This window comes from Acidimicrobiales bacterium (genome assembly GCA_016794585.1).
GTDB lineage: Bacteria > Actinomycetota > Acidimicrobiia > Acidimicrobiales > DATDAH01 > JAEUJM01.
The window spans coordinates 38,174-62,932 of record JAEUJM010000042.1 but is presented as its reverse complement, the minus strand read 5'-3'; the positions used below and the strand labels follow the sequence as shown (position 1 = coordinate 62,932).

Sequence of the window (24,759 nt, the reverse complement as noted above, 5' to 3'; positions counted from 1 at the left end):
TCGGGCGGTCACCGCAAGGCAACGGGACGGCAAAGAAGCGAAGGACCGCCAGCTCGGTACTCGGCGTCACACCGAATGAGGAGACGCCTTCAGGTCGTCTTCAGCACGCGAGGCGCAGGTTGTCGGTGGCGGCAGGTCGACCGACCGTCGCCGGACAACCAGGAGACACCAGAACCATGCCCTCCACCCGAACCAAACGCCTGCTCTACACCGGCGCTGCCGCAGTCGGCATCGTGGCTGGTGCTGCCGGCATCGCCGGCGCCGCCACCGGCCAGACCTCGACGAACCCGGCACCGGCGTCCAGCGAGGCCGACCAGGAGCAGGATCCGTCTTACCAGTCCTCGGTGACGGCTCCGGAGGCCGCGGAGGGAACGTCCGAGGCCAGCGAGTCGGCCAGCCTCGACCGCCTCGCGACCGTCACGGCCGACGAAGCGAGCGCAGCCGCGCTCGCGGCGGTCCCGGGCACGGCCGCCAAGGGTGAACTCGAGAACGAGAACGGCAGTGTGGTCTGGAGCGTCGAGGTGACGGCAGCGGACGGAACCGTAACCGACGTGAAGGTCGATGCCGGTACGGCTGAGGTCCTCGCCCAGGAGGTCGACAACGAGAGCGACGAAGGCAACGAGGCCCCCGACGCCAACGAGAGCGACGCGGGCAACGAGGCCCCCGACGCCGCCGAGTCGGCCGGGAACTGAACCGAAACCCCGGTTCCCCGGTCGGGCGGAAAGCGGGACCCCTTGCGAGGGGTCCCGCTTTCGCGTGGCCGCTGCGCCAGGCTCGCAACAGAGGGTTGTGGTCGGCCGAACCCGCTCGGTCACTCGTCGCGGAGGAGCTCGGTCGGCTCGAGGCGGTTGACCATACGGGAGGCGGCGGCGGTCGAGGCGAGGGTGGCGAGGAGCACCAGGCCGACCGCGATCGCGACGCCGTCGACGGGGACGGTGTAGGAGGGGGTGAGGACGAAAAGGGGTCGAAGGACGGCCACGAAGTAGGAGCCCATGATGACGCCGACAACGACGCCGGCGGTGGCGCCGAGCACCGCCACGGTGGCGGCTTCAAGCGTGATGAGCCTTCTGATGGTGGACGGCTCGAGGCCCTGCGCGCGAAGGGTTATGTACTCCCGGCGGCGCTGCAGGAGGAGGCCGAACACGAAGATGGCGATGGTGACGACGGCCATGGCGAGGGAGAACGTGGAGTCCAGGTCGACCAGGCCGGCGATGTTGAGCGCGGCGAGGCTCGACTGATCGCTGGCGAGGGCCGTGACGCGTGTGTCGATCTGGAACTCGGCGTCGCTCGGGGCGTCGGCGCGCAGCGATTCGACTGCCGTGCGCAGTCCGGCGGTGTCGTCGCGCTCGGTCGCGGCGAGGAAGAAGTCGGGGTTCTTCGACGGCACCGCGGCGGTGTGCGCGGAGATGGCCATCACGGCGTCGGCACCGTCAGGGAACCCGGGGAGGCGTTCGAAGAGTCCGGTTATGTGGAGCGGGACCTCCACCTGGGCGTCGGTGGCCCGGGCCAGCACCACTTGGAGGGTGTCACCGACTTCAGCCTTGAGAAACGCCGCCGTGTCCTCGCTGACCAGGATGGCAGTGGGGTCGTCGCGGAGCCCGCGAAGGGCGTCTTCCGCGCTGCCGCCGGTGAAGCGGCTGCCGGACAGTGGGGCGACCGAGGGGTAGGTGGCGGGGTCCACGGCGGCCAGGTTGGCGGGGTCCGACGTGCGCGCGCTGCGCAGGATGACGTTGCTGAGCTCGTACACGACAGGGGTGGCGTCGACGACGCCCGTGGTCTGGAACGCTTGGGTGTCATCGACGCTGTACGCCCGGGCGGACGTCGGGCTGGGGGTGATGCGGATGTCGGCACCGTTCGCGTAGCGGGCGTCTCGGACCTTCGCGGCGTCGTAGGACGCAGTGAAGGCGGAGAGGCACGTGGCCAGCGCGACGATGAGGGTGACGATGAAAGCCCCGTTGCTGATGGACCAGGGGCGGCGCCCGATGCTGAGTCGGTACAGGCTGGGCAGCGGCCGCCCGACCGCGGCGGTCGATCGCGGCTGGGTCCGCCCGAGCACGGCGCCGATGACGCGAGCGCCCAGCAGGCTGCCGGTGATCCACACCGCGAGCGGCAGCACGAGCAGCGCCACGTTGAGGTTGACCCCGCGGCCGAAGTACACCGACCCTGGCGCTCCCTCGAAGGCACCGGCGCGTACGGCGATCGCGGTCCCGATGGCGACGACCGCCACGCCGACGAGGTCCAGGCGGGCGCGACGCCAGATGGGGACGCTGAGTGTGTGCCGGGCCCGGTCGCCGTTGATCTCGCGGTCGATGGAGCGGCGCCCGGTCAGGTAGAGGGCCATACCCGTGGCGGCGAACCCTCCGAGAGTGCCGAGCACCGCCGAGGTGGCCAGGCTGGACGGGTTGGCGCGGTCGAGCGATTCCTGGCCGAGGATCGCCGCTGCGAGGAGGTAGCCGCAGAGGAGCCCGAGGGCCGATCCGACGGCGGTCAGCGCCCCGGTGCGGAGGGCGAGCATGCGCAGGAGGTGCCGTCGGGCGGCCCCGCGGACGCGGAGCATGGCCTGCTCTCGACGCTGGGCCTCAGCGAGCACGGAGCCGGAGTAGGCGGCGAGCATCGCGGCGAGGAACCCGCCGGGGATGCCGAGGAACAGGAAGAGTTGCTTGGCCACGTCGGCGTCTCCGGACGCGACCTCGAGCGTGTTGGAGATGTTGTCGAGCAGGTAGTCGGAGCGTCCTGCTGCGGCGACGACGTCGCCGCCGATTCGGCCGGTCTCGAGCCGGGCGCTGGCGGGGTCGGCGTCGAGGCGGTCGCGGACCAAGGAGATGTCGACTTCGCGGACCGGCGGAGCCTTGATCCGCCCGCCGCCCGCCGCGGCGGCGCGGTCGAAGGCGGGTTGGACGACATCGGTGAAGGTCCCTGGTGAGACGATCACCGAGTGGGCGGTGTAGACGAACGTCTCGAGGTCGCCACCGCGACGGCTCGAGAACAGCGACCGCGCCCTCGACAGGTCCGCCACGCCGCTGACCACCAGATCGATCGTCGAATTGTCGGGCAGCTGCACCGAAACGGTGTCGCCCGGCGCGAGTCCCAGCGCGGCGGCCGCCTCTGCGCTGAGGACCGCGCCGTCGGCGGAGAGCGTGCCGTCGACGATGTCGATGGAGTTGTCCCGTGCCGCGTACGCGTCGTCGAAGGCGAAGATCTTGGCCGGGTCGGGCGGGGTGATCCCGGCGCCCGTGAGACGGGAGACGCCGAGGTCGGCGATGGACAGGGGACTGGCGGCGGCCACCCCGTCCACCGCCCGGATCGTGGTCGCCAGATCGCGAAGGTCCACCACCGCGGGCTCGTTGGCGGCGACCGGGATCGGGTTCTCGCGACTCGAGTAGCTCGACACCACGGCGGACTCGTCGACACGAACCTCGCCCGTCGCGGTCAACCGATAGCTCATGCGCCGGGAGTCGCCTGGTGCAAGGGTCCCCAGGTTGAAGCCTGTCTGCGCTCGGCCGTGGGCGAAGGGGTTGTCGCCGATCCCGGCGATGGGGGTCCCGTCCAGTTCGGCTGAGCGGGGTACGAACGCCAGCTCGGCGACCGGCACTGACCGAACCGTCACGTCATGGGCGTCGACCTCGCCGGTGTTGGCGATCTCGAGGACGATGGACGACTCGCCGCCGGTGGGCAGCCGACCCGACGGCTCCGACGTTTGCGTCATGGTCAGCGAGGCCCCGATGGGCTGGGTCACGACGAGCTGCATGTCGATGGCCAGGGGCGCCACGGCGCGCTGGGTCATGGACGCTGAGAGCCCGTCCACGAAGAACAGCACGCCGCAGAAGAGCCCGACCCCCAGGGTCACGCCGACCATCGTCGACAGCGTCCGGCGAGGGTTGCGGATGAGATCGGCGAGTACGTACCTAACCAGCATTGGTTGGTTCCTGGGCTCGGGCGGGTCGCCGCAGCTCGACCGTCCGGTCGAGATGTGCGGCGATCGCGGGGTCGTGGGTGACCAGGACGAGCGTGGCGCCAATCTCCCCCTGCACCTCGACGAGGAGCTCGATCACGACTTGGGCGCTGCGACCATCGAGCGCACCGGTGGGTTCGTCAGCCAGTACCACCGAGGGTCGGTGGATGATGGCCCGGGCGACCGATGCGCGTTGACGCTGCCCGCCGGAGAGCTGATCAGGGAGCCGGCCCGCGAGCTCGCCGATCCCGAGGCGCTCCAGCACGTCGGCTACCTCCCGGGGCGCGTCGGCGGCGGTCTCCCCGTCACAGATGGCGAGCTGGAGACCCACGTTCTCCTCGACCGTCAGGTGCGGAAGCAGGTTGTCGGCCTGGTACACCATGCCCAGCTTCTGGCGGCGGAACAGCACCCGGCGCCGCTCATCGAGTTCGGAGACGGCATCGTCACCGATCGTGACCGTGCCGGCCGTGGGGAGGGCCAAACCAGCCAAGAGGCCAAGCAGGGTCGACTTGCCGCAACCGCTGGGCCCCATGACCGCCACGCTGGTACCGCCCTTCACCGTCAGCGACACGGGATCGAGGGCCCGCACGACCTCGTCGGTGTTGTGATGCTCGACCATGAGGTCGACCGCCACGATCGTGTTGTCGCTGGCCATCGGGTCACTGGTCCTCTGGACGCTGGTCATCTGGACACCACGGCCCCGCCGTCGAGCACATAACGGTGTTCGACCAGGTCGGCCAAGGCGAGGTCGTGCGTCACGTACAACACGGCGAAGTCGGCGTCCAACACCTCGTCGACCACCCGGGTCGCGGTCTCCCCGTCCAGCTGGGCCACGACCTCGTCAGCCAGCAGGAGCGCCGGCTCATTGGCCATCGATACCGCCAGCGCCACCCGCTGCGCCTCACCACCGGACAAGTGGCGGGGACGGTGGCCGGCCCGGTCGCCGACATCGAACCGATCGAGCAGCTCCATGGCTCGACCTCGGGCGGCCGCCCGCGACCTGCCCGCCCGCCGACGAGTCCCGAAGGCCAGCGCCACCTCCACGTTCTCACGGGCGGTGAGGAAGGGGATCAGGTTGTCGGACTGGAGGGCGATCCCGATCCGGTCGGCCCGCAGCCGGGCGCGGTGGCGGTCGTCGAGCTCGCTCATCGCCACGCCGTCGATCTCGACGCTGCCCGAGTCGGGACGGAGGAGGCCGGCGATCAGGGACAACAGCGTCGACTTCCCGCTGCCGGACGGCCCCACCAGGCTGGCCTTCTCCCCGGGGCGGATCTCGAGGTGCACATCGTCGAGCACGACGGTCGCATCCGGGCCGCTCTCGAAGGACTTCGAGACACCGTTGAGCGCCACGATCGGGGTTGTGGTCACGACGCCCGCCTGGCTGCCGGCTCCCCCGAGAACACCTCGGGGGCCGTCTCAAGGGCGTGGGCTTCGATGTCGAGGACCGTCTGGCTGGCCTCGGCCAGACCGTCGGCGCTCAGATCGAGGAAGTTGAGGAGCTCGAAGCGGTCCTGGTGCAGGCTGGCGTCGAGCGGGACGTTCTTGATCACGCCGACACCAGGGGCGTAGTACTTGTCCTCGTTGTCGGGGGCACCGACATTGCCTTCCTGCACCACGAGCACGTCGTCGAAGCACCCATAGCTCACGCACTCGCGCACACCGACCCGAACCGGCTCGCCGACCGAGCCTGCCTCCTCGGGTGCTTGTCCGATGAACCACCGTGGGGTGTGGGCGGTGACATCCATCGGCGAGAGGATGCCGACGATCTGACCCTCGCCCGTTCCCAGCCACGCCGTGTCGATGTTGGTGTACTCGCCGCCTTCATAGTCCTCGTCGTAGCCGCCCAGGATCCAGACGTTCCCGTCCTTGTCGAGCGCCATGTAGTCCATGCCGATCTGGGCGATCTCCCCGGAGTCGGTCGACTCGCTGAGCATCGCCACCGTGGGCACGCCGTCGATCTCACGGATCACGTCCGTGATGGTGACGATGATCCCGTGAGGAACCGTCCGCGAACCGACCTCTGTGCTTCCGCCGTACACCCACTGGGTACCGGGCGCCAGCGGGTGATAGGGGTTCGTGGACAAGGTCGGGTCGACGAAGTTCGCCGGGTCGAAATCGACCTTCGTCCCCTCGTCGTTCGGATCGACGGCCAACCCCGCCTCGCTGGAACCCGACCCGCCGCATGCGGCCGTCAGGACGAAGAGGGCGGCCGCCACCGGCACCACGCCTGCGCGCCATCCACGGAGGAGCGGCCGGTGCGCGCCTGCGCGGATCGCACTTCTCGAGGACGGTGGTTCGAGCAACATGGATGCTGTTGTACCGAGGAGCACCTGACGCCCGCCTGAACAGTCGGCTCTCCAACGACGGGGCACACCGGCAGCTCGGCACCGCTTCGTCGCTGCGACCCCGGCCCGGTGTCACCGGGGTGCCAGTGGCAGGCGCACCACGAATCGAGCCCCGCCCACGTGGTCGGCGTCCACGGACACGGTCCCGCCGTGTGCCACAACGATGTCGCGTGTGATCGCCAGGCCCAGACCGGTGCCGCCAGCGCGCGTCGTGCGTGCCTCGTCGAGGCGAGCAAAGCGTTCGAAGATGCGCGCATGTTCCGCAGCGGGGACGCCAGGGCCGTCGTCGGTGAATGCGAGCAAGACGCCGTCGACGTCCTCGCTGAGCTCCACGGCCACGACGGACGTCGCGTGCCGCAGCGCGTTGTCGACCAGGTTCCGAACCACCCGTCTGAGTTGGTCAGCGTCGCCTCGCACCTCCCCACTCGACATTTGCGAGAGGTCGATGGTCACGGTCGACGACACACGCGAGCGGCGCACCTCGTCGAGCACCAGGTCGTCGAGGTCCACAGATTCGCGGCGCGAGACCATCTCCTTGGCGTCGCTGCGGGCCAACAGGAGGAGGTCGTCGACGAGGGCTTGAAGTTCGATCGCGTCGGCCAGGACGGTGCGATGCGTCATCAGGAGGTCCGCCTCCTCGGGGTGCGACAGGTCGACCTCGAGCTCGGAACGCATCCTCGTCAAGGGGGTGCGCAGCTCGTGTGACGCGTCGGCGACGAACTGGCGTTGCCGTTGGTTGGCGATCTCGACCGGTCGCAACGTCCTTCCGACGACGAGCCAGACGACGGCGGCGAGAGCGACGAGCACGAGCGGCGAGACCACCAGCAGCGTGCGCCGGAGCGCTCCCAGGCTCTGGTCGACGTCGTCGAGGGTGACGCCGACGATGAGCACGCCACCGTCGACGCGGCGAGCCAGGACCCGGAAGCGAGCCTCGTCATGAGGCAGGCCGCTGATAGTGCGGAGCCCGACGGCAGTCACGATCGGCGGAGCGCCTTCGATGTTCGTCGTGGCGGTGATGACCCGACCCTGCGGATCGACGAACTGAGCGAAGGCGTCGTCGTCGCCTCGGACCACCAGGGTGTCGGGCGGTCGGGCAGGGGTGATCTCCGGTGTCAGCTCGCCCACGATGGTGGCGGCGACGTCGTCGAGGTCCCCGACCAGGCGCTGCTGAACGGCGAGCACCGTGACCGTGCCGGCCACGACCAGGACGAGGGCGACCGCAATGGACGCTACGGCGGTGACTCGCGCTCGGAGGGACGGGCGGCTCACCCGTCGGCCTCGGCGAGGCGGTAGCCGGCGCCTCGGACTGTTTCGAGGGAGCTCTGCCCGAAGGGCTCATCAACCTTGCGGCGAAGACGCCCCACATACACCTCGACGATGTTCGGATCACCGTCGAAGTCGTAATCCCAGACCCCCGCCAAGATGTCCTCCTTCGAGAGCACCTGCCCGCATCGGCGCACCAGGAACGACAAGACGTCGAACTCACGCGCGGTGAGCGCGAGCTCGGTGTCACCTCGCCAGGCTCGTCGGCGACCCGGGTCGACGCGGAGGTCCCCAACCGCGACCGGCACGGGGTTTCCGCCCCCCGCCCGCCGAAGGAGCGCTCGCACGTGCGCAACGAGTACGGGAAAGGAGAACGGCTTGGTGAGGAAGTCGTCGGCCCCAGTGTCGAGCGCCTCCGCTTCGTCGAGGTCCCCGGACTTGGCCGTGAGCACGAGGATCGGGGTCCAAATCCCGGCGTCACGAAGCTCCTTGCAGACCTGAAAGCCGCTACGTCCTGGCAGCATGAGGTCGAGGATGATCAGGTCGTGCGCCCCTTCGATTGCCCGCCACAGCCCGTCGTCGCCGTCGTGGGCGACTTCGACGGTGAAACCCTCGGCCTCCAGCCCGCGCGTCACCGCCAGAGCGATCTTGACGTCGTCCTCGACCACGAGCAGCTTCATGGCGACCTTTCCAGCCTCGACCATCTGATGGCGTCGGCCATTCTGAGCGCCACTTCCTGAACGAGCGCTGAATCCCAGGGCCGTCAGGCTGGGTTCAGGCGCATTGTCGTACGTTCATCCGCACACGGAGAGAGCGAATCTCCCTTCGACCGGCCCTCCGGGGCCTGAGAGGAGTTCGAGATGCGAAAGAAGCTGATTGCAGCCGGTGCGGGTGTGGTGCTCGCTGTAGGCCTGTCCGGAGGCGCGGTAGCGCTTGCCGGCGGCGGTGACGGAGGTGAAGGCACCGTGACCGGCGCTGGCGCGGACCGGGCCACCGCCGCAGCCCTCGAGGCGACGGGCGGAGGCCAAGCCCACTCGGTCGAGCGCGACACCGAGAACGGCGCGACCTGGGAGGTCGAGGTCACGCGGCCCGACGGCACCACGGTCGATGTCCGCCTGGACGACAGCTACGGCGTCGTGGTCATCGAAGGTGACTCCGAGGCGCCGGACGGCAACGAAGCCGGAGACTGAGGGCACTCGCCGTCTGTCCACCACCGACCCGACCGGGTGCTGTCCTTCCGCAGCGCCCGGTCGGTTCGCGCCAGAGACAGGTCGCTCATTCCTGCCAATCGGGCGATTCTGGACCGGCCATCGGGAGTTCGACGATGAAGGCAAACAGCAGGTCGCGAGTTGCCCGCTGAGACCCGTGGTCGTCGCTGAAGGTAGAGAGCGGCAGGCATTCGGGCGGTCGGCTCCAGGCAACCGGACCGCAAACAAGCGCAGCCTCTGCGTCGCTGCGGACGCGAAAGAGGGGTGGGCGGGCCGGAGCCCTCCCACCCCTCTCTGTCGGACCGGTGTGGTCCTACTCGGTGCCGGTGTCGCCTTCAGCGGCGTCGTTGCCGGTGTTGGCGGCGGGCCCACCGTCGCAGTTGGCGCCGGTGGTGGCATCGATCCCGTCCTCGCACTCGACGTTGTCGGTGTCCGGGCCCTCGTTGGCCTCGGGGGCCTCGTTCGCCTCATCGGCCTCCGGCGCCTCGTTGGCGTCGGGGACCTCGTTGTTGGGGTCCTCGCCGGCGGGCGTGAAGTCGACGTTGTCGCCGTCGGCGTCCTGGTGGTTGTCGGCCACCGCGGCAGCCTTGGTGGGGCTCGACGTGCTGCTCGACTGGGCCAGGGCCGTGCCGGCGCCGAGGCCGGCGATGCCGAGGGTTGCGATCGCCAGAGCGGCGAGCTTTCGGTTGAGGTGCATCTCATGCTCCATCTGTTGGGGGGTGTTGCTGTTACTGGTGAGGATGCGCTCGCGGGCCTGTGCGGATGCTGAAGGCAGCTGAAGGGACCCTGAAGGGCGTTTCGAGCGCACGGTCACGGTGTCCTGGTCCCGGGCAGTCGAGCAACGAACTGCGCTCCTCGTGGTGAGTCCTCGATGACGAGGGTTCCCTGATGTGCTTCTGCGATGGATCGCGCGATGGCGAGCCCGAGGCCGCTGGACCCGAGATCCCTCGAGCGGGCGTCATCGAGGCGGGCGAACCGCTCGAACACCCGCTCGCGTTGGTCGGGCGAGATGCCGGGGCCGTCGTCGCTCACCACCACGACGGCCCAGTGGTTGTCAGTGTCGTCACGCACCTCAACGGTCACCCGCGTCGACGCGTGACGGGCCGCGTTCTCGAGCAAGTTTCGCACCAGACCGATCAGGTCTTCCTCGCTGCCGTTGATGGTCACCGCCTGGATGGCGGTGGTGTCGAAGTCGATTGCCGGGTTGTCGTGGAGGCGACTGACCTCGTCGTGCACGACCTCGTCGAGCCGCACCCGGCCACGAGGTGAGATGGTCGGGCGTTCCTCGGCCCGGGCCAGGTACAAGAGATCGCGGACGAGGCGTTCCATGCGCCCCTGCTCGTCGAGCAGGCGGCGGGCGGCGCCCGGCCAGTCGGTCCGCTCGGGGTACGCGAGCGCGACCTCGAGCGCCATGCGGGAGGACGACAGTGGGCTCTTCAGCTCGTGGGACGCGTCGCTCACGAAGCGGCGTTGCCGGCGGTCGGCTGTCTCGAGTCGGTCCAACAGCCCGTTCATCGTGACGGCCAACCCGGCGATCTCGTCGCCCGTAGGGGGCACGGCCACCCGTTCGTCGAGTGTCCGGCTGGAGATCTCCGCGACCTTCGAGCGGAGCGCCTCGACCGGGTGCAGCGCACGGCCGACCACGATCCAGGTAATCGCCGCGAGAAGGGTGAGCAGCACGGGCACGCCCACGGTCAGCGCCCCGGTCAGCGTGCGGACCGACTCGTCGACGGGACGCAGCGACAAGGCGGCGTACACCGTCACATCGCTGTTCGGTGGTGCAGGCGTGACCGCCACCACCCGGAACGGATCGCCGGACCCGATGGGCAGGTCGCTGACGGTGTGGGTGACTGGCTCGCGTGGTCGGCTGGGGAAGTCAGCGATGGGCCCTTCGCCGTCGAGGTTCTCGCTGGCTGCGACCACCTCTCCGTTCGAATCGACGACCTGCAACAGCGCGACCTCACCGCCTGGCACCGAGAGGGGGTGCGGTACGTCCCCCGTCGCCACGAGGCGGGCGACATCGTCGGCGCGTGCGGCGACGGTGTCGTCGATTCCACCGGTGAGGGACCTGCGAAGCAGGCCGACGAGCGCCACCGAGGCGATGATGAGGGCGATCGCCGCGATCGCCGTGGCGGCGAGGGTCGTTCGCGCTCGGATCGACCGCGGGCGGCGTCGCTCAGCCACCGTCGGCAGCCAGCCGGTAGCCCGCACCGCGCACGGTCTCGATCGAGGCTCGGCCGAACGGTTCGTCGATCCGTCGTCGCAGGGTCCCGACGTACACCTCGACCACGTTCGGGTCGCCCTCGAAGGCGTCGTCCCACACGTGGTCCACGATCTCCGCCTTCGAGACGACCTCGCCGGCCCGGCGCATCAGGTACTCGAGCACGGCGAAGGGCCGAGGCGCGAGCTCCACCTCGGTGTCGCCCCGCCAGCACCGGTGCCCGGCGGGATCGAGGCGCAGTGTGCCCGCCTGCAAGATCGCGGGCCGGGGTTGGCGGCCCCGCCGGAGCAACGCGCGAAGGCGCGCCACGAGCACGACGTAGGACACTGGCTTGGTGAGGAAGTCGTCGGCACCGGTGTCGAGCGCCTCGGCGTGATCCAGGTCGCCGTCCTTCGCCGTCAACATCAAGATGGGCACCCAGTTGCCGTCGTCACGCAGGCGACGGCAGACGCGAAAGCCGTTGAGCCCGGGGAGCATGACATCGAGGATCACCGCGTCGTAGTCGTTCTCGCGGGCGCGCCACAGTCCGTCGGCGCCGTCATGGGAGACATCCACTGCGAAGTGCTCGGCTTCGAGACCCCGGCGCACCGCGTCGGCGAACTGCTCCTCGTCGTCGACGATGAGCACTCTCATCGCTCGATGGCTCTACCGCTCATGGTTGCGACTCTGCGTACTCCCGGGTCAGCGCCCGCTCCCCGCAGAGTCAACCGACGGCAAACCTTCGTCGCGTGACGCACTGGCCGCCGGGAGCAGCAGGGTGAACACCGGGCCGGCGCCCGGTGCCCGCAACGAGAGTCGGGCGCCCTCGCCGTCGGCGAGCGTCGCGGCGAGGGGAAGGCCGATGCCGCGGGTAGCGCGGCTGGCGCGCCGGCGGAACAGGCGGGTCACATCGCCGACGACGCCGGGACCTTCGTCGGAGACCTCTATGGACAAGCCCGCCGCAGTGGGACGCGCCGCGAGGGTGACAACACCGCCGCCGTGTTCGAGGGCGTTGGCGAGGAGCACTTCGAGGATCTGGCGCAACGCCCGCCGGGACGCCCGGACGGCCGGTACGGCTGGCGAGATGGACACGCGGAGGGGGCGCGCCTCGGCGGCGAACCGGCCGTGCCAGTCACGTTCGGCGTCGGCGAACAACGTGTCGAGGTCGAGGAGGTCTCGTGGTCGGTCGATGTCGCGCGCGAGGCCGAGCAGGTCCTCGATGGTCTGTTCGAGGCGGTCGACCTCGTGGATGGCCTCGCGCACCGTTTCCTGGTCGGCACCATCGTTCCCCGTGTTCTCGAGGAGCAGGCGGAGCCCTGTCAGTGGCGTGCGGAGCTGGTGGGACGCGTCGGCGCTGAACGCTCGCTCGCGGGTCACCAGTGCACCCAACCGCTCGGCGGTGTCGCCGAGGGCTCGGCCCGCGACGTCCAACTCCGCGACACCCGAAGGGGGGACGCGGGCGGAGAAGTCGCCGTCACCGAGACGTTCAGCGGCATCGACCAGGTCCAGCACCGGCCGGCTGAGCCGTCCGGCCTGCCACCGGGCGACGATGGCGGCGAGCGCGATGATGAGCAGGCCCAGCCCGGCCATGGCCAGCCACACCCGATAGAGCTGGGCACGGACCTCCGAGGCGGGGCGAGCGGCGCGCACCACGGCGAACACCTGCTCCTCGCTGGTCACCGGCACCGCGACCACGAGTAGACCTCCGTGGCGGTCGTCGTTCACCTCGCCGCGCAACGCCCGCTGAACGGTGGGGTCACCCTGGGCGGGACCGTCACCCAAGAGCCGCTCGTTGCTTGCGTTGTAGAGCGCCAGACTCGTCGATCCTTCGGGCGCCGGCAGCTCCACGGGATCGTCGCTGGTCAGCGACGACGCGGGAACCTCGACCGCGGCCCGATCGGCCTGGCGCTCGAGATCGGTGACCGCTTCATCCTGATAGAGGCGGCCCAACACGAGGGCGAGCGGCACCCCGAAGCCGACGACACCGAGCGCAGTGACCGCCACGATGGCCACGAGGATTCGACGCCTCACGGCAGCTCATAGCGGTACCCCACCCCGCGCAGGGTGGTGATGGGGTCGGGACCGCCTGCCGGGACCAGCTTCCGACGTAACGACGACACGTGCATGTCGAGGGTCTTGGTCGACCCGAACCAGTGCTCGTCCCAGACCTCCTCCATGATCCGCTCTCGAGTCAGGGCTCGGCCCGCTTGTGTGACCAGGAGCCTCAGGAGGTCGAACTCCTTGGGCCGCAGGTCGAGCTCGACGCTGTCCCGCCACGCCCGCCTCGCCGCCAGGTCGACGGCCACGTCGCCGAGAACGATGCGATCGGACGTTTCGTCCGACGCGGACGGCTCCCGCAACCGCGCCCGCACACGCGCGAACAGCTCGGCGACCCGAAACGGCTTGGTGATGTAGTCGTCCGCACCGGCATCGAGGCCGGCGACGACATCGATCTCGTCGGTGCGTGCGGTCAGCATCACGATCGGGAGCAGCGGATGGTCGACGCGGAGACGGCGGCAGACCTCCAACCCATCGACGTCCGGCAGACCGAGGTCGAGCAGGACGAGGTCCCAATCCTGTTCGATGATCGCGAGCGCGCCGTGCCCATCGGGCGCCAACTCGACGTGGTACCCCTCCCCGCCGAGGGCGCGGACGATGCCGCGCCCGATGGTCGCGTCGTCCTCCACCACGAGGATCCGCGGTGCCGTCACGCGGGTGTACCTGCAAGGGGGCGGGAGCGCGGACCGGCCATGGCGTGCAGCGTAAGGGCGGCGTCCGGTCCAGCGCGGCGCCGCTCGCGAGGTTTTGCCGTCCGTTGACCGAGCGGGGAGGACCAGGACACCGACCCCTCCGTAGGTTCACCCCATGACCAAACGAACTGCACTCCTCGTCGGCGCCGTGGCGTTGGCCCTGCTCCTGGCTGCCTGCGGTTCCAGCGGCTCGGCGTCGAGCTCGGCCACCGTCGACCCGAACACGGTCGAGGTCAACCCGGCTGGCGACATCCCCGACAACCAGGCGTTCGTGCCCTACACGGTGCCCTCGGGAGACTTCAGCGTGACGGTGCCCGAAGGCTGGTCCCGCAACGAGTCCGCCGGCGTGGTCACCTTCACCGACAACTTCAACAGCATCCGGCTCGAGACCATCGGCGCCGCGGCGGCCCCGACCGCGGCCTCGGCGACTGCCGACGAGGTCCCTGCGCTCGCCGCGGCCACCCCCGCTTATCAGGCGGGTGACGTGACCACAGTCGACCGCACGGCGGGAACCGCTGTGCTCATCAGCTACCAGGCCGAGAGGACGCCCGACCCAGTGACCGGGCAGCCGGTCACGATCGACGTCGAGCGCTATGAGTTCTGGCAGGGTGGCCGCGAAGCCATCATCACGCTCTCCGGCGGCCAAGGCGCCGACAACGTCGACCCCTGGCGGATCGTCACCGACTCGTTCACCTGGCAGTGATGGCCGCCCTCGAGGCCCGTGACCTCTACCGCTTCTACCACGCCGCCAACGAAGAGACCCTCGCTCTCCGAGGCGTGTCGATGACGGTGGACCCGGGTGAGCTCGTTGCCGTCATGGGACCGTCCGGTTCGGGCAAATCGACGTTGCTGGCCTGCCTCGCCGGCCTCGATGAGCCCGACGGCGGCACGGTGCTGATCGACGGGCAGGTGATGACCCGCCGCACCGAACCAGAGCGGGCCGCGATGCGGGCCGCTGGCATCGGGATGCTCTTCCAGACCGCCAACCTCATCGAGCACCTGACGGTGGCCCAGAACGTCACCCTTGCTCAGCAGATGTCGGGGCGGCCCGACGCTGCCCGACGCAAAGAGGTTCTCGCCGAGCTCGGCCTCACCGAGCGCGCCCACGCAAACCCGTCACAGCTCTCGGGAGGCGAAGCGGTCCGCGCCGGCCTCGCGGTGGCGCTGGCCAACGATCCCTCGGTCGTCCTCGCTGACGAGCCCACCGGCGAGGTCGACAAGGCCATCGAGCACCGGATCCTCACCCTCCTCCACGCTCGCGCCGACGCCGGCGCCGCCGTGGTCGTGGTGACCCACAGCGACGCGGTGGCCGCCAGCGCGGATCGCACCATCGCTCTCGAAGACGGGCGGATCGCGTCATGAGGTCGAGGCCCCTGGTCCGTTGTGATGGCCTCGGCCGCACCTTCGGTGCCGGCGCGGCCGCCGTCGTTGCCGTCCACGGCGCGACCTGTGAGATCGAACCGGGCCAGCAGATTGCCCTCGTCGGCCCCTCAGGCTCCGGCAAGTCGACGCTGCTCCACCTGATCGCCGGCCTCGACAATCCGACCGCCGGTGACGTGCGATGGCCCGCGATCGGCGGGCTGGACGACTTGCGGCCGGGCCCCGTCGGGGTGATCTTGCAAGGGCCCAGCCTGCTCCCGCCGCTCGACGTGGTCGAGAACGTCGCCCTACCACTCATCCTCGGCGGCGAAAGTGAGAGAGCGGCCACCGCCGCCGCGCTCACCGCGCTCGAAGCGCTCGACCTGAACTCGCTTGCTTCGAAGCTGCCCGAGGAACTGTCCGGCGGGCAGGCACAGCGAGTCGCTGTCGCGCGCGCCCTGGCCGGGAAGCCGCGACTCATCTTGGCCGACGAGCCCACGGGCCAACTCGACCACGTGAACGGTGCAGCGGTGGTCCGGGCCCTGCTCGATGCCGCCGCCCACGGTGCCGCTCTGCTCGTCACCACCCATGACCCCGAAGTCGCCCGCCGCTTCGACCACCTCTGGTCGATGGACGACGGCGAGTTGGTCACCGACCACGACGGAGCGCTCTCATGGTCGGCCTGACCTGGATTCGAGGGCTGCTTGCTCGCCGCCCGCTCCGTTTGGCCGCCACCGCGGCCGGCGTAGCAGTGGCGGTAGCTCTTCTGGCGTCGATCGGATCGTTCCTGTCGGCCTCGAAGGCCACGATGACCGATCGGGCGGTCGCCGACGTTGCCGTCGACTGGCAGGTCGAGGCCCAGGCCGGCGCTGACCCGACCGCAGTCCTGGACGCCGTGCGCTCGACTCCCGGCGTCACCGACACCATGGCCGTCGGCTTCGCCGACACCACCGGCTTCGAGGCCACCACCGGCGGGACCACACAGACCACTGGGCCCGGCCTCGTGCTGGGACTCCCCGATGGCTACCGGGCCACCTTCCCCGATGAGCTCAGAGACCTCTCCGGGTCGAGCCACGGCGTGCTGCTCGCGCAGCAAACAGCGGCCAACCTCCGCGCCGCACCCGGCGACACCGTCACCATCGGCCGCCAAGGGCTCCCCCCGGTTCGAGTAACGGTGGACGGCGTGGTGGACCTTCCCCAGGCCGACTCGCTCTTCCAAGCGGTCGGCGCCCCGATCGGCGCGCAACCACAGGCCCCACCGGACAACGTGCTCCTCCTCCCGGCGGGGCAATGGCACCGGCTGTTCGATCCCCTCGCCGCGGGTCGCCCCGACCTGGTGCGCACCCAGGCCCACGCCCGAATCGACCACCACCTCCCGTCGGACCCCTCCGCCGCCTACACCACGGTGACTGGTCGGGCCAACAACCTCGAGGTCCAACTGGCCGGAACCGGGCTCGTCGGCGACAACCTGGCCGCCACCCTCGACGGGGCCCGCGGCGATGCCCTCTACGCGCAGATCCTCTTCCTCTTCCTCGGCCTCCCCGGCGCCGTGCTGGCCGGGCTGCTCACCGCAGCCGTGGCCGCCGCGGGGGCCGAGCGCCGCCGCCGCGAACAGGCGTTGCTACGAGCCCGAGGCGCAACAACACGGCGCCTCGTCCAACTGGGCAGCGCCGAAGCGGCCGTCGTCGGCGTCGGCGGCGCCACGGTCGGCCTCGGAGTCGCCTGGTTGATCGGACGTCTCGTGTTCGGTACCGCCGGCTTCGGCGCCACCACCCTCGCCTCGATCGGGTGGGCAACCGCCGCGGCCGCGGCTGGCCTGTTCATCGCCGCCGCGACCGTCGCCTTCCCAGCGTGGCGCGACGCACGGAGCGCTTCGGTGGCGTACGGGCGCCGAGTCGTCGGGCGCGTCCAGCCGCTGCGTTGGGCACGCTACGGCCTCGACTTCTGGCTGCTCGGTGCCAGCGCCCTGGTCTTCTGGCTCACGAGCCGAGGCGGCTACAAGCTGGTCCTCGCCGCCGAAGGCGTGCCCACCATCTCGGTGAACTACTGGGCCTTCCTCGGTCCGGCCCTGTTGTGGGCCGGCGCCGGTCTGTTGACTTGGCGCGTCGCCGAACTGGTGCTCGGACGCGGTCGACCCGCCGTCTGCTCGGCGTCGCGACTCGTCGCGGGCCCCTTGGCCGGGACGGTCGCCGCTTCCATGTCCCGCCAACGCCGACTGCTGGCCCGCGCCGTCGTCCTCGTGGCCCTCACCGTGTCATTCGCCGCATCGACCGCAGTGTTCAACGCGACCTACCGCCAACAGGCCGAGGCGGACGCGTTGCTCACCAACGGTGCCGACGTCACCGTCACCGAGTCCCCAGGGGCCGACGTGGGCCCATCGACGGCCACCGCGATCGAAGTGGTTCCCGGCGTCGGGAGCGTCGAGCCCATCCAGCACCGGTTCGCCTACGTCGGCGCCGACCTCCAAGACCTCTACGGGGTACGCACCGACACCATCGTTGGAGCCACCAGGCTCCAGGACGCGTACTTCCAAGGGGGCACCGCCGACGAGCTGATGCGCACCCTGGGATCGCGCCCCGACTCCGTGCTCGTGAGCCTCGAGACCGTGCACGACTTCCAGCTGACACCGGGCGATCCGCTCATCCTGCGGCTCCAAGATGGACAGACCAAGCAGTACACCGACGTCACCTTCCATTACGCCGGGGTCGCCAAGGAGTTCCCCACCGCGCCCAGCGACAGCTTCCTCGTCGCCAACGCCGACTACATCACCCAACAGACCGGGTCCGACGCGGTCGGCGCGTTCCTCGTCGACGCCAACGGCGCATCACCACAAGCCGTCGCCCAAGGGGTGCAGGATGTCGTCGGGCCCGCCGCACAGGTGACCGACATCACCACCAGCCGCCGCATCATCGGCTCGAGCCTGACCGCGGTCGACCTCGCCGGCCTCACCCGGGTGGAGCTCGGCTTCGCTCTCGTGCTCGCCGCCGCCTCCACCGGACTCGTGCTCGCCCTCGGACTCGCCGAGCGGCGCCGCACCTTCGCCATCGCCAGCGCGCTCGGTGCCAAACCCCGCCAACTCGGCGGCTTCGTATGGAGCGAAGCCGCCTTCGTCACCGTCGGCGGTCTGCTCGCCGGCGCCGTCGGTGGCTGGGCCCTCTCCGAAATGCTCGTCAAAGTCCTGACCGGGGTCTTCGACCCACCACCATCAGTGCTGGCCGTCCCGTGGATCTACCTCGCAACCGTGGGGGCAGTCGCGGTCCTGGCCGTCGCGCTCGCCGCCACCGCGGCGTTGCGGTCGACACGAGCCCCCGCGGCAACCCTGGTACGTGACCTGTGAGGTCCTGGGATCGGTCAAGGTGGTGACCCGACGCCTCAGCCCGTGAGCACTACCCAGATGACGAACAACGGGTAGGTGGTGAGAAGCAACAGGCCGGCTCCACGCCGCAGTTCGTGGCGCGGGAATGCGAGGACGAGGACCAGCGTGAGACTGGCAAGCATCGTGATCCAGGGCACGTGCAGCGATGCGGCGTCGGCGATGGAAAGCGGGCGGGCCAGGGCACCGGCGCCCAAGGTCATGGTGACGTTGTAGGTGAACGATCCGACGACGGCCGCAACGACGGCAGTGCTGATACCGCGTCGCGCGCTCGACCAAGCGAGCGCCACCAGTTCGAACGCGGTAGCGAAGCCAACCACCGTCAAGCCCAGGACGGTCTGCGTGGACTCCACGTCGCTGATACGTCGGATACCCTCGACCAGCGCCATAGCGCCGACGGCCATCGCCGTAACTCCGGCGAAGACGAGCATCAGCTCGATGCCAACCCGCCCCGGCTCTTCGTACTCCGCGGCCTCTGCCAGCTCAGCGGTTTCGCCCAGGGTCGGCGGTCGCCGTTCGAGCACCCAGATCAACCCTACGAACACGGCATACGTCGTGATGAGTACCAACCCGCCAAGCCGACCGATCGTCCCATCCCACGAGAGACAGGCAGCGAGCGCTCCCGCCGCCAGACCACCGAGGCCGTAGCGCATCACGGACTTGTCGAACGGGAGTGGAGCGATCAGGGCACCGACGCCCAGTGCTACGAGGCAGATGGCGACGTTCGCGCCGATGACATCGCCAAACGCGATCGCCGGAGCGTCGCGCAGCGATGCCGTCACCGCTGTCGCCAGCTCCTCGGGCTCCGCCCCCGCAAGGAGAAGCGCAAGGGCGAACGCGCTCACGCCGAGCCGTGTCGACGCGACAGCGAGATGCTCGGCGAAGGTCTCGGCTCCCCACACGATGGCCGCGACTCCGCCCAGCGCGATGACGAGCCATCCAACCGTGACCACACAACGAGTCTGGACCGCCCGGCTGTCCGTCCACTCCTCGGCGGTCTCGGGGCCGCCGCGCCGATCCGGAATTGCGGTGGGATGTGGGCCCCGTCGCTCTCGAGTGGTCGACAATCCGCCTGACCGGCGAATCAGAGCCAGGCATCACGGCCTTGGCTCGCGAGCTCGATGATGGTCCTGGCTGCGGGTGACAGGACGGTCTGGCGGTGCACGAGCCCGACACTTCTCGTCATCGCCGGGTGGAGAGGGAGCACCGTGACATCCGGGGAGTGAGTGGTCTCGGCGACGGCGCGGGGGAGCACGGCGGCGCCGGCACCGGCCAGGACGAGGGGAACAATCGTGTCTCGATGATCGGTGACGATTCCGGGGACCAGCATGACGCCGATTGCGTCTAGGGCGGCAGCGAGTTGGGTGTGGGTCGAGGCCCCCTCGGGTGCGGTGATGAGCGGCAGGTCAGCGAGACGCTCGATGGGGATCGCCCCCTTTCGTTCGTAGGCGGCCGCGTGGCCGGCAGAGAGGACCGCGACGAGCTCCTGGTCCTCGATGAGGAGTTGCGCGAGACCGGTGCCATCGGCGGGAAGGGCGCAGAACCCGAGTTCGCTCTGACCCCGTCGAACAAGGTCCTCGACCGAGCTTCCGACCTCGGGCTCGCGAAGGCGGATCGACACGTGGTCGTGGCAGCGTCGGAATGCTCCCAGGATCGGCGTCGCGATGTCGGCGGCGAGGGTCGGGATGCAGGCGATGTCGAGGTGGCCCGCAGCGAGGCCCGAGACGTCTGCGACTGCCTCGAGTCCGATGTCGCGGTCGCGTAGCGCCTGGCGGGCCGGACCCAGCAGGGCCTCGCCGGCGGTGGTGGGCACCACGCCGGTGGACAGCCGTTCGAACAGCGCGATGCCGACCTCGCGTTCGAGGCGTCGCACGGCCAACGAGATCGAAGGCTGCGAGTGACCGAGGGCTTCGGCTGCACCGGTGAAGCTCCCGTGGTCGGCGACCGCGACGACCGCGGCGAGCTGATGGAACTCCATAGCCAAAGGCTATGCCACATAGAGGTGATATGGCATAGCGCCAATACAAGGTCGTCAGGTGTACTGAACGCATGCCTCCGTTCCCCGAGATCGTCGCCGCGGGTGTGGCCATCGGCGTTCTCTACGGACTGTTCGGGGTTGGTTCCGCGTTCGCCACGCCGCTGTTGGCCCTCATCGGTGTCCCGGGTCTCGCTGCGGTCGTCTGCCCGCTCCCGGCGCTGCTCCCGGGTTCCGCGGCGGGTGCGTGGACCTACTCCAAGGCCGACCGCATCGATTGGACGATGGCCCGACGGGCTGTCGCCGGCGGAGTACCGGCCTCGGTTCTCGGGTCGCTGTGCAGCCGCTACGTCGGTGGCGGCCCGCTCGTGGTCGTGTCAGGTGTTGTGCTGATCGCCGTCGGGGTCAGGATCCTGTGGCCCACCCGCGCCGACCCGGAGGCGACAGCACGGGCCGCCGCGAGACGGAACAGCGCCGCTCTGGTCGTCGGGATGGCGGCGGCGGTGGGGTTCCTCGCAGGTCTGCTCGCCAACGGGGGCGGGTTCCTGCTCGTACCCCTGTTCATCGTCCTGTTCGGGCTGCAGATGCCCGAAGCCACCGGTACCAGCCTCGTCGTCGCCGCAGCCCTGACCATCCCGACCCTCGTGACTCACGCTCTGGTGGGTGACGTCGTGTGGTCCATCACCGTCGCCTTCACGCTTGGTCTCGTGCCGGGAACCCTCGCCGGCGCCAGGTTCGCTGCCCATCTCCCCGCTGACCGGTTGCGCAAGCCGTTCGGGGTCCTTCTCACCGCTTTCGCAGTCTGGTTCCTCGTCGGCCAGCTGTACTGAGGTGGTGACCATTCGGTGGTCGCCAACGGCGCCGGGAGCGGACCTCGCCGCTGTTGTAGACCGACTCGCGTCCCGCTGCTGGACCCCGACGACAGGGGGCCGGAGCCGCTGCTCCAAGGCCACGCGGGTCAAGAACCGCATGCACCTCGACATCGACCTCGTCGACATCGAGACCGAAGCCCGCCGGCTCGAGGCTCTTGGCGCGCAACGGGTCGCGGGTGAACCGATGCACGAACACGGCACCAACTGGATCCGGGCTACAGGACGTCGATGCCGAGGTCGGTGTTGTTCGCGGGTCGCATGACACCGTCGTCGTTGATCACGATCTCGAGCCCGTTGTCGGCGAACCGGTCGAAGAGCTCGGCAACGGAACCGGCCAGCGTGTCGGGCAGGGCGTAGGAATCGTCGAGGATCTGGCGGGCGACGGGGTCGTCGATGACGGACGCGTCCCAGGTGATCTCGTCTCCGTGTTCGCGGATATCGAAATCGAAGAACGCGCAGCACGCCTTCTCCCGGGCGGCGAGGTCGCGGATCTCCTCGGCGAGACCGTCGCGAACCCGAAACCGGAACCGGATCCCCTCCTCGGTGCGTTCACGGCCGACCAGATCGCCGCCGAAGAGCCGGCGGTACTCGGCGAGCCGTTCCTCGGTGGTGTCGGGTGCATCGGTCATGTCGCAGACGATCGGGATGGGCTGGCTCGTCATGGGGTCTCCTCGGTGCCGGTCGGAGTTGGTTCCGACGAGAGGAACGTAAACTCTTGACATAGGTCCAGAGTCAAGAGAATGTTCGGGCGTGAAGATCGGTCAGGTCGCGGAGCAGTCCGGCGTGAGCGTGGACACGGTGCGGTTCTACGAACGCCGCGGCCTCCTCCCGATACCGGAACGACTGGCATCGGGATACCGCACCTACACACCGGCAACCGTCGAACGGATACGACTGGCGCGCCGACTACAGGCACTCGGGTTCACCCTCGACGAGGTCGTCGACGCGTTGCACGCCACCGATCAGGGCAACGCGACCTGCGCATCGGAGCGGTGGCGCCTCGAAGCCGTGCTCGAGCGCATCGACACGAAGATCGCCGAACTGCGCACAGTGCGCCGCGAAGTCACCACGGTCATGGGTGCGTGTGACCGCGGCGAGTGCCCGTTCGACGACAGCGAGATCGGCGCTTGACCTTCGAGTCGGGTACTGCCCTTACGGTCCGAGCAGCAGCCGCCAGCCGGGCGGCCGACCGCCACGGAGGCACCCGATGAGCACCCTTAGCCCCCCGCCCGACCAGCACACCGAAGCCTGCGCCGTCGATCGCTCGTGCGCCGATTCGGGTTGTGGCTGCAGCACCCCCGACCGGTCGGCGCCCGCCGCAACGACCTCTCGGACGGGTTTCAAGGCGGGCTTGCTGGCCGCGGCGTGTGCGGTCGCGTGCCTGGCCGTTCCGTTCGCCGTGGGGGGCGTCGCCGCGGTGTCGGGCGCCGTCGCCGGGGAGTGGTGGCTGCTGGTCGGCCTCGCCGTCGCCGCGATCGTCGTCGGTGCCGCCGCAGTGCGGCGCCACCGCAGTGGCAAGCTCTGCTGAGCGCCGACGAGGCACCTGGCTTGCGACTTGACCTTCGAGTCGGGTCGAACCCTTACGGTGGCCGGTGTGGACGGCTATTCGATCTCCCAGGTCGCTGAACGCACCGGGTTCCCACCAACGACGCTTCGGTTCTACGAGCAGTCCGGGCTGGTGCGCCCCGACCGCACCCCGTCTGGCTACCGCAGCTACGACGACACCCACCTCGAACGCCTGTCGTTCATCGGGCGGGCCAAGAGGTTCGGGCTGTCCCTCGACGAGATCAGCGAGCTCCTCGCACTGCTCGGCGACGACGAGTGCGCCCCGGTCCAGGGGCGACTCCGTGACCTGGTCGACACCAAGATCGCAGACGCCCAGGCCAAGGTCGCCGAACTCGAGGCGTTCACCCTCGAGCTTCGACGGGTGGCCGTCGCGCTCGGGACCCACACCCCGGCCGGACCGTGCGACGACACCTGCGGCTGCACCAGCGACGGCCCAACGACCGCGGACCAACCCGTCCTGCTCGGGATGCGGCGCGACGACCGAGATGGGTCGGTCATCGCATGCACCCTGTTGCCGCATGAGGTCGGCGACCGGCTCGGGACCGCGCCGTGAAGGCGCGCCAAGCACTCGGACGAGGCGGCTTCGCCGCCGCTGCATGCGTGGCCTGTTGCGCTCCGCCGATCATCGCCGCGCTCGGGGTGACCGGCGGGCTCGCCGCCACCGCCGGGGTGTTCCTCGGGCTCGTCGCCGCGATCGCCGTGGTCCTCATCGGCGGCAGCTGGATCCTTGCCCGGGTCCTCGGGTTCGGTGGTCGCAGCGCTGGCACGGTGCCCATTGAGGATCCCATCGCTGGTCGCGCCGACGACGCAAGCATGCGTTCGTATCGTTCATGAGCGTCCTGCGAACGGTCGCGCTGTTCGTCTTGGCCGCGATCGCGGAGATCGGTGGCGCGTGGCTGATCTGGCAAGGCGTCCGCGAGCACCGCGGCGTTGCCTGGATCGGCGCCGGCATCGTCGCGCTCGCCGGCTACGGGTTCGTCGCCACCCTCCAAGACGACGCCAACTTCGGCCGCATCCTCGCCGCGTACGGCGGCATCTTCGTCGCCGGATCACTCGCCTGGGGCATCATCATGGACGGCTTCAAGCCAGACCGCTTCGACTACCTGGGCGCCGCCATCTGCCTCGTCGGGGTCGCCGTCATCATGTTCGCCCCGCGGGTGTGACCAGAACCCGAAGATCGCCCGCGGACCGCCACCCTCAACCGGAGACAGCCCACAGCAGCATGTTCTGACGGTCGCCCAGCGAGATCGAGAACAATGCTGCTGCGGGGCCCGTCCCAGGGTCGGATTTCTACTGTTCCTTCTACTGTGCGGTGCGGTACGGGGGTGTACGGACTGGCACGGCCGGTGTAGTCTGATCGAAGAAACCCCAGGTCAAGGGCACATTCCGGTACGCGTTGGTACGGGCTGAGATTCTGATCGTGTAACTCATAACCCGAAGGTCGCAAGTTCAAATCTTGCCCCCGCCACCAAGTTCTGAGAAGGCCCCTCCTCCGGGAGGGGCCTTCGTCAGTTGCTGACGATGGTCGCTGCCGGTAGCGCCCGGCTCGCAGAGATCCATGTCTCGCGATGCCGAGGTCTGGTGCGGCGCGAGACTGCAGTACATGAGCGCATGGGCCCTTCCTGACGACGCAGACGAGATCCTTGCCGACGTCGCAGCCTCGTTTCTCGGGAGTGACGGAGATCCCGCCCGGGACCTGGCGACGATGCTGCGGGATCGCGGGATCCGGGTGCCGCCAGACGTGGAACTTGTCGCTCGACCAGCCTCTTCGGACGACGTGCAGGCCGTACGTGACGCAAACGCAGGCCGCTGCCGGCTCGTCTGCAAGCAGGTGCAGGGCGGCACGGATTGCTTCTGGGTTTGCCGGAAGGTCTAGTCCGCTCGACGCCTAGGCCT

The 24,759-nt window shown here is 69.6% G+C and carries 27 protein-coding genes; 13 read left to right on the top strand and 14 right to left on the bottom strand.

The genetic code is table 11. The features are described 5' to 3' along the window. The first annotated feature begins 176 nt into the window (after nucleotides 1-176). Nucleotides 177-692 carry a PepSY domain-containing protein gene (locus JNK12_20180; protein MBL8778267.1) on the top strand — a complete coding sequence of 172 codons (516 nt, stop codon included), beginning with the start codon at nucleotides 177-179 and terminating at the stop codon, nucleotides 690-692. Between the two features lie 119 nt (nucleotides 693-811). Here the strand turns inward: JNK12_20180 and JNK12_20175 are convergent, their stop codons facing one another. From JNK12_20175 to JNK12_20150, 6 genes are all read right to left on the bottom strand, one after another. Next, on the bottom strand, nucleotides 812-3,847 hold the full coding sequence (locus tag JNK12_20175; GenBank protein ID MBL8778266.1) for an FtsX-like permease family protein: 3,036 nt from the start codon (nucleotides 3,845-3,847) through the stop codon (nucleotides 812-814). Nucleotides 3,848-3,905: 58 nt separating this feature from the next. Continuing rightward, complete coding sequence (locus JNK12_20170; GenBank protein ID MBL8778265.1) at nucleotides 3,906-4,607, bottom strand: ABC transporter ATP-binding protein; 702 nt, start codon at nucleotides 4,605-4,607, stop codon at nucleotides 3,906-3,908. A 26-nt stretch (nucleotides 4,608-4,633) separates the two neighbouring features. Next, complete coding sequence (locus tag JNK12_20165; GenBank protein MBL8778264.1) at nucleotides 4,634-5,320, bottom strand: ATP-binding cassette domain-containing protein; 687 nt, start codon at nucleotides 5,318-5,320, stop codon at nucleotides 4,634-4,636. Beyond that, complete coding sequence (locus JNK12_20160; GenBank protein ID MBL8778263.1) at nucleotides 5,317-6,168, bottom strand: hypothetical protein; 852 nt, start codon at nucleotides 6,166-6,168, stop codon at nucleotides 5,317-5,319. Before JNK12_20160 ends, JNK12_20165 begins: the two co-directional genes overlap by 4 nt. Nucleotides 6,169-6,369: 201 nt before the next feature. Beyond that, on the bottom strand, nucleotides 6,370-7,566 hold the full coding sequence (locus JNK12_20155) for a HAMP domain-containing histidine kinase (protein MBL8778262.1): 1,197 nt from the start codon (nucleotides 7,564-7,566) through the stop codon (nucleotides 6,370-6,372). Then, the gene (locus JNK12_20150; protein MBL8778261.1) at nucleotides 7,563-8,240 is read right to left on the bottom strand and encodes a response regulator transcription factor; all 678 of its coding nucleotides are present in this window, start codon (nucleotides 8,238-8,240) and stop codon (nucleotides 7,563-7,565) included. Before JNK12_20150 ends, JNK12_20155 begins: the two co-directional genes overlap by 4 nt. Nucleotides 8,241-8,420: 180 nt before the next feature. Here JNK12_20150 and JNK12_20145 point away from each other — a divergent pair, with 180 nt between their 5' ends. Continuing rightward, complete coding sequence (locus JNK12_20145) at nucleotides 8,421-8,750, top strand: PepSY domain-containing protein (GenBank protein ID MBL8778260.1); 330 nt, start codon at nucleotides 8,421-8,423, stop codon at nucleotides 8,748-8,750. Nucleotides 8,751-9,081: 331 nt separating this feature from the next. Here JNK12_20145 and JNK12_20140 read toward each other — a convergent pair whose 3' ends face one another. From JNK12_20140 to JNK12_20120, 5 genes are all read right to left on the bottom strand, one after another. Next, nucleotides 9,082-9,465 carry a hypothetical protein gene (locus tag JNK12_20140; GenBank protein ID MBL8778259.1) on the bottom strand — a complete coding sequence of 128 codons (384 nt, stop codon included), beginning with the start codon at nucleotides 9,463-9,465 and terminating at the stop codon, nucleotides 9,082-9,084. A gap of 113 nt (nucleotides 9,466-9,578) precedes the next feature. Further along, the gene (locus JNK12_20135; GenBank protein ID MBL8778258.1) at nucleotides 9,579-10,952 is read right to left on the bottom strand and encodes a HAMP domain-containing histidine kinase; all 1,374 of its coding nucleotides are present in this window, start codon (nucleotides 10,950-10,952) and stop codon (nucleotides 9,579-9,581) included. Beyond that, entirely contained in the window at nucleotides 10,945-11,622 is a 678-nt protein-coding gene (locus JNK12_20130) for a response regulator transcription factor (GenBank protein MBL8778257.1), read from the bottom strand. Before JNK12_20130 ends, JNK12_20135 begins: the two co-directional genes overlap by 8 nt. A gap of 48 nt (nucleotides 11,623-11,670) precedes the next feature. Further along, a complete protein-coding gene (locus JNK12_20125) occupies nucleotides 11,671-12,999 on the bottom strand; it encodes a HAMP domain-containing histidine kinase (GenBank protein MBL8778256.1) in 1,329 nt (442 codons plus the stop codon). Further along, nucleotides 12,996-13,679 carry a response regulator transcription factor gene (locus tag JNK12_20120; protein ID MBL8778255.1) on the bottom strand — a complete coding sequence of 228 codons (684 nt, stop codon included), beginning with the start codon at nucleotides 13,677-13,679 and terminating at the stop codon, nucleotides 12,996-12,998. Before JNK12_20120 ends, JNK12_20125 begins: the two co-directional genes overlap by 4 nt. 154 nt (nucleotides 13,680-13,833) lie before the next feature. Between JNK12_20120 and JNK12_20115 the strand changes: the two genes are divergently transcribed. The 4 genes from JNK12_20115 to JNK12_20100 all read left to right on the top strand — a co-directional run bounded on the left by JNK12_20115 (nucleotide 13,834) and on the right by JNK12_20100 (nucleotide 18,414). Beyond that, on the top strand, nucleotides 13,834-14,421 hold the full coding sequence (locus JNK12_20115) for a hypothetical protein (GenBank protein ID MBL8778254.1): 588 nt from the start codon (nucleotides 13,834-13,836) through the stop codon (nucleotides 14,419-14,421). Beyond that, complete coding sequence (locus tag JNK12_20110; protein ID MBL8778253.1) at nucleotides 14,421-15,080, top strand: ATP-binding cassette domain-containing protein; 660 nt, start codon at nucleotides 14,421-14,423, stop codon at nucleotides 15,078-15,080. The genes JNK12_20115 and JNK12_20110 overlap by 1 nt, the downstream gene beginning before the upstream one ends. Next, nucleotides 15,077-15,763, top strand: coding sequence for an ATP-binding cassette domain-containing protein (locus tag JNK12_20105; GenBank protein ID MBL8778252.1), 687 nt, complete (start codon nucleotides 15,077-15,079; stop codon nucleotides 15,761-15,763). The genes JNK12_20110 and JNK12_20105 overlap by 4 nt, the downstream gene beginning before the upstream one ends. A 122-nt stretch (nucleotides 15,764-15,885) precedes the next feature. Then, nucleotides 15,886-18,414: an FtsX-like permease family protein gene (locus JNK12_20100; protein ID MBL8778251.1), complete on the top strand. Its 2,529-nt coding sequence runs from the start codon at nucleotides 15,886-15,888 to the stop codon at nucleotides 18,412-18,414. Between the two features lie 35 nt (nucleotides 18,415-18,449). On the opposite strand, the gene JNK12_20095 is transcribed toward JNK12_20100, so the two are convergent. Then, nucleotides 18,450-19,403 carry a hypothetical protein gene (locus JNK12_20095; protein MBL8778250.1) on the bottom strand — a complete coding sequence of 318 codons (954 nt, stop codon included), beginning with the start codon at nucleotides 19,401-19,403 and terminating at the stop codon, nucleotides 18,450-18,452. 131 nt (nucleotides 19,404-19,534) lie between these two features. Beyond that, entirely contained in the window at nucleotides 19,535-20,428 is an 894-nt protein-coding gene (locus JNK12_20090; GenBank protein ID MBL8778249.1) for a LysR family transcriptional regulator, read from the bottom strand. A gap of 71 nt (nucleotides 20,429-20,499) precedes the next feature. Between JNK12_20090 and JNK12_20085 the strand changes: the two genes are divergently transcribed. Then, a complete protein-coding gene (locus tag JNK12_20085) occupies nucleotides 20,500-21,255 on the top strand; it encodes a sulfite exporter TauE/SafE family protein (protein ID MBL8778248.1) in 756 nt (251 codons plus the stop codon). Between the two features lie 139 nt (nucleotides 21,256-21,394). After that, entirely contained in the window at nucleotides 21,395-21,559 is a 165-nt protein-coding gene (locus tag JNK12_20080; GenBank protein MBL8778247.1) for a hypothetical protein, read from the top strand. On the opposite strand, the gene JNK12_20075 is transcribed toward JNK12_20080, so the two are convergent. Continuing rightward, nucleotides 21,513-21,959, bottom strand: coding sequence for a hypothetical protein (locus tag JNK12_20075; GenBank protein MBL8778246.1), 447 nt, complete (start codon nucleotides 21,957-21,959; stop codon nucleotides 21,513-21,515). The genes JNK12_20080 and JNK12_20075 overlap by 47 nt on opposite strands. 88 nt (nucleotides 21,960-22,047) lie before the next feature. Here JNK12_20075 and JNK12_20070 point away from each other — a divergent pair, with 88 nt between their 5' ends. From JNK12_20070 to JNK12_20050, 5 genes are all read left to right on the top strand, one after another. After that, nucleotides 22,048-22,428, top strand: a complete 381-nt coding sequence (locus JNK12_20070) for a heavy metal-responsive transcriptional regulator (GenBank protein ID MBL8778245.1) — start codon at nucleotides 22,048-22,050, stop codon at nucleotides 22,426-22,428. Nucleotides 22,429-22,504: 76 nt separating this feature from the next. Next, nucleotides 22,505-22,825 carry a hypothetical protein gene (locus JNK12_20065; protein MBL8778244.1) on the top strand — a complete coding sequence of 107 codons (321 nt, stop codon included), beginning with the start codon at nucleotides 22,505-22,507 and terminating at the stop codon, nucleotides 22,823-22,825. A 66-nt stretch (nucleotides 22,826-22,891) separates the two neighbouring features. Further along, the gene (locus tag JNK12_20060) at nucleotides 22,892-23,416 is read left to right on the top strand and encodes a MerR family transcriptional regulator (GenBank protein ID MBL8778243.1); all 525 of its coding nucleotides are present in this window, start codon (nucleotides 22,892-22,894) and stop codon (nucleotides 23,414-23,416) included. Beyond that, entirely contained in the window at nucleotides 23,413-23,697 is a 285-nt protein-coding gene (locus JNK12_20055) for a hypothetical protein (protein ID MBL8778242.1), read from the top strand. Before JNK12_20060 ends, JNK12_20055 begins: the two co-directional genes overlap by 4 nt. Continuing rightward, nucleotides 23,694-24,026 carry a YnfA family protein gene (locus tag JNK12_20050; protein ID MBL8778241.1) on the top strand — a complete coding sequence of 111 codons (333 nt, stop codon included), beginning with the start codon at nucleotides 23,694-23,696 and terminating at the stop codon, nucleotides 24,024-24,026. The genes JNK12_20055 and JNK12_20050 overlap by 4 nt, the downstream gene beginning before the upstream one ends. Nucleotides 24,027-24,759: the final 733 nt, after the last annotated feature.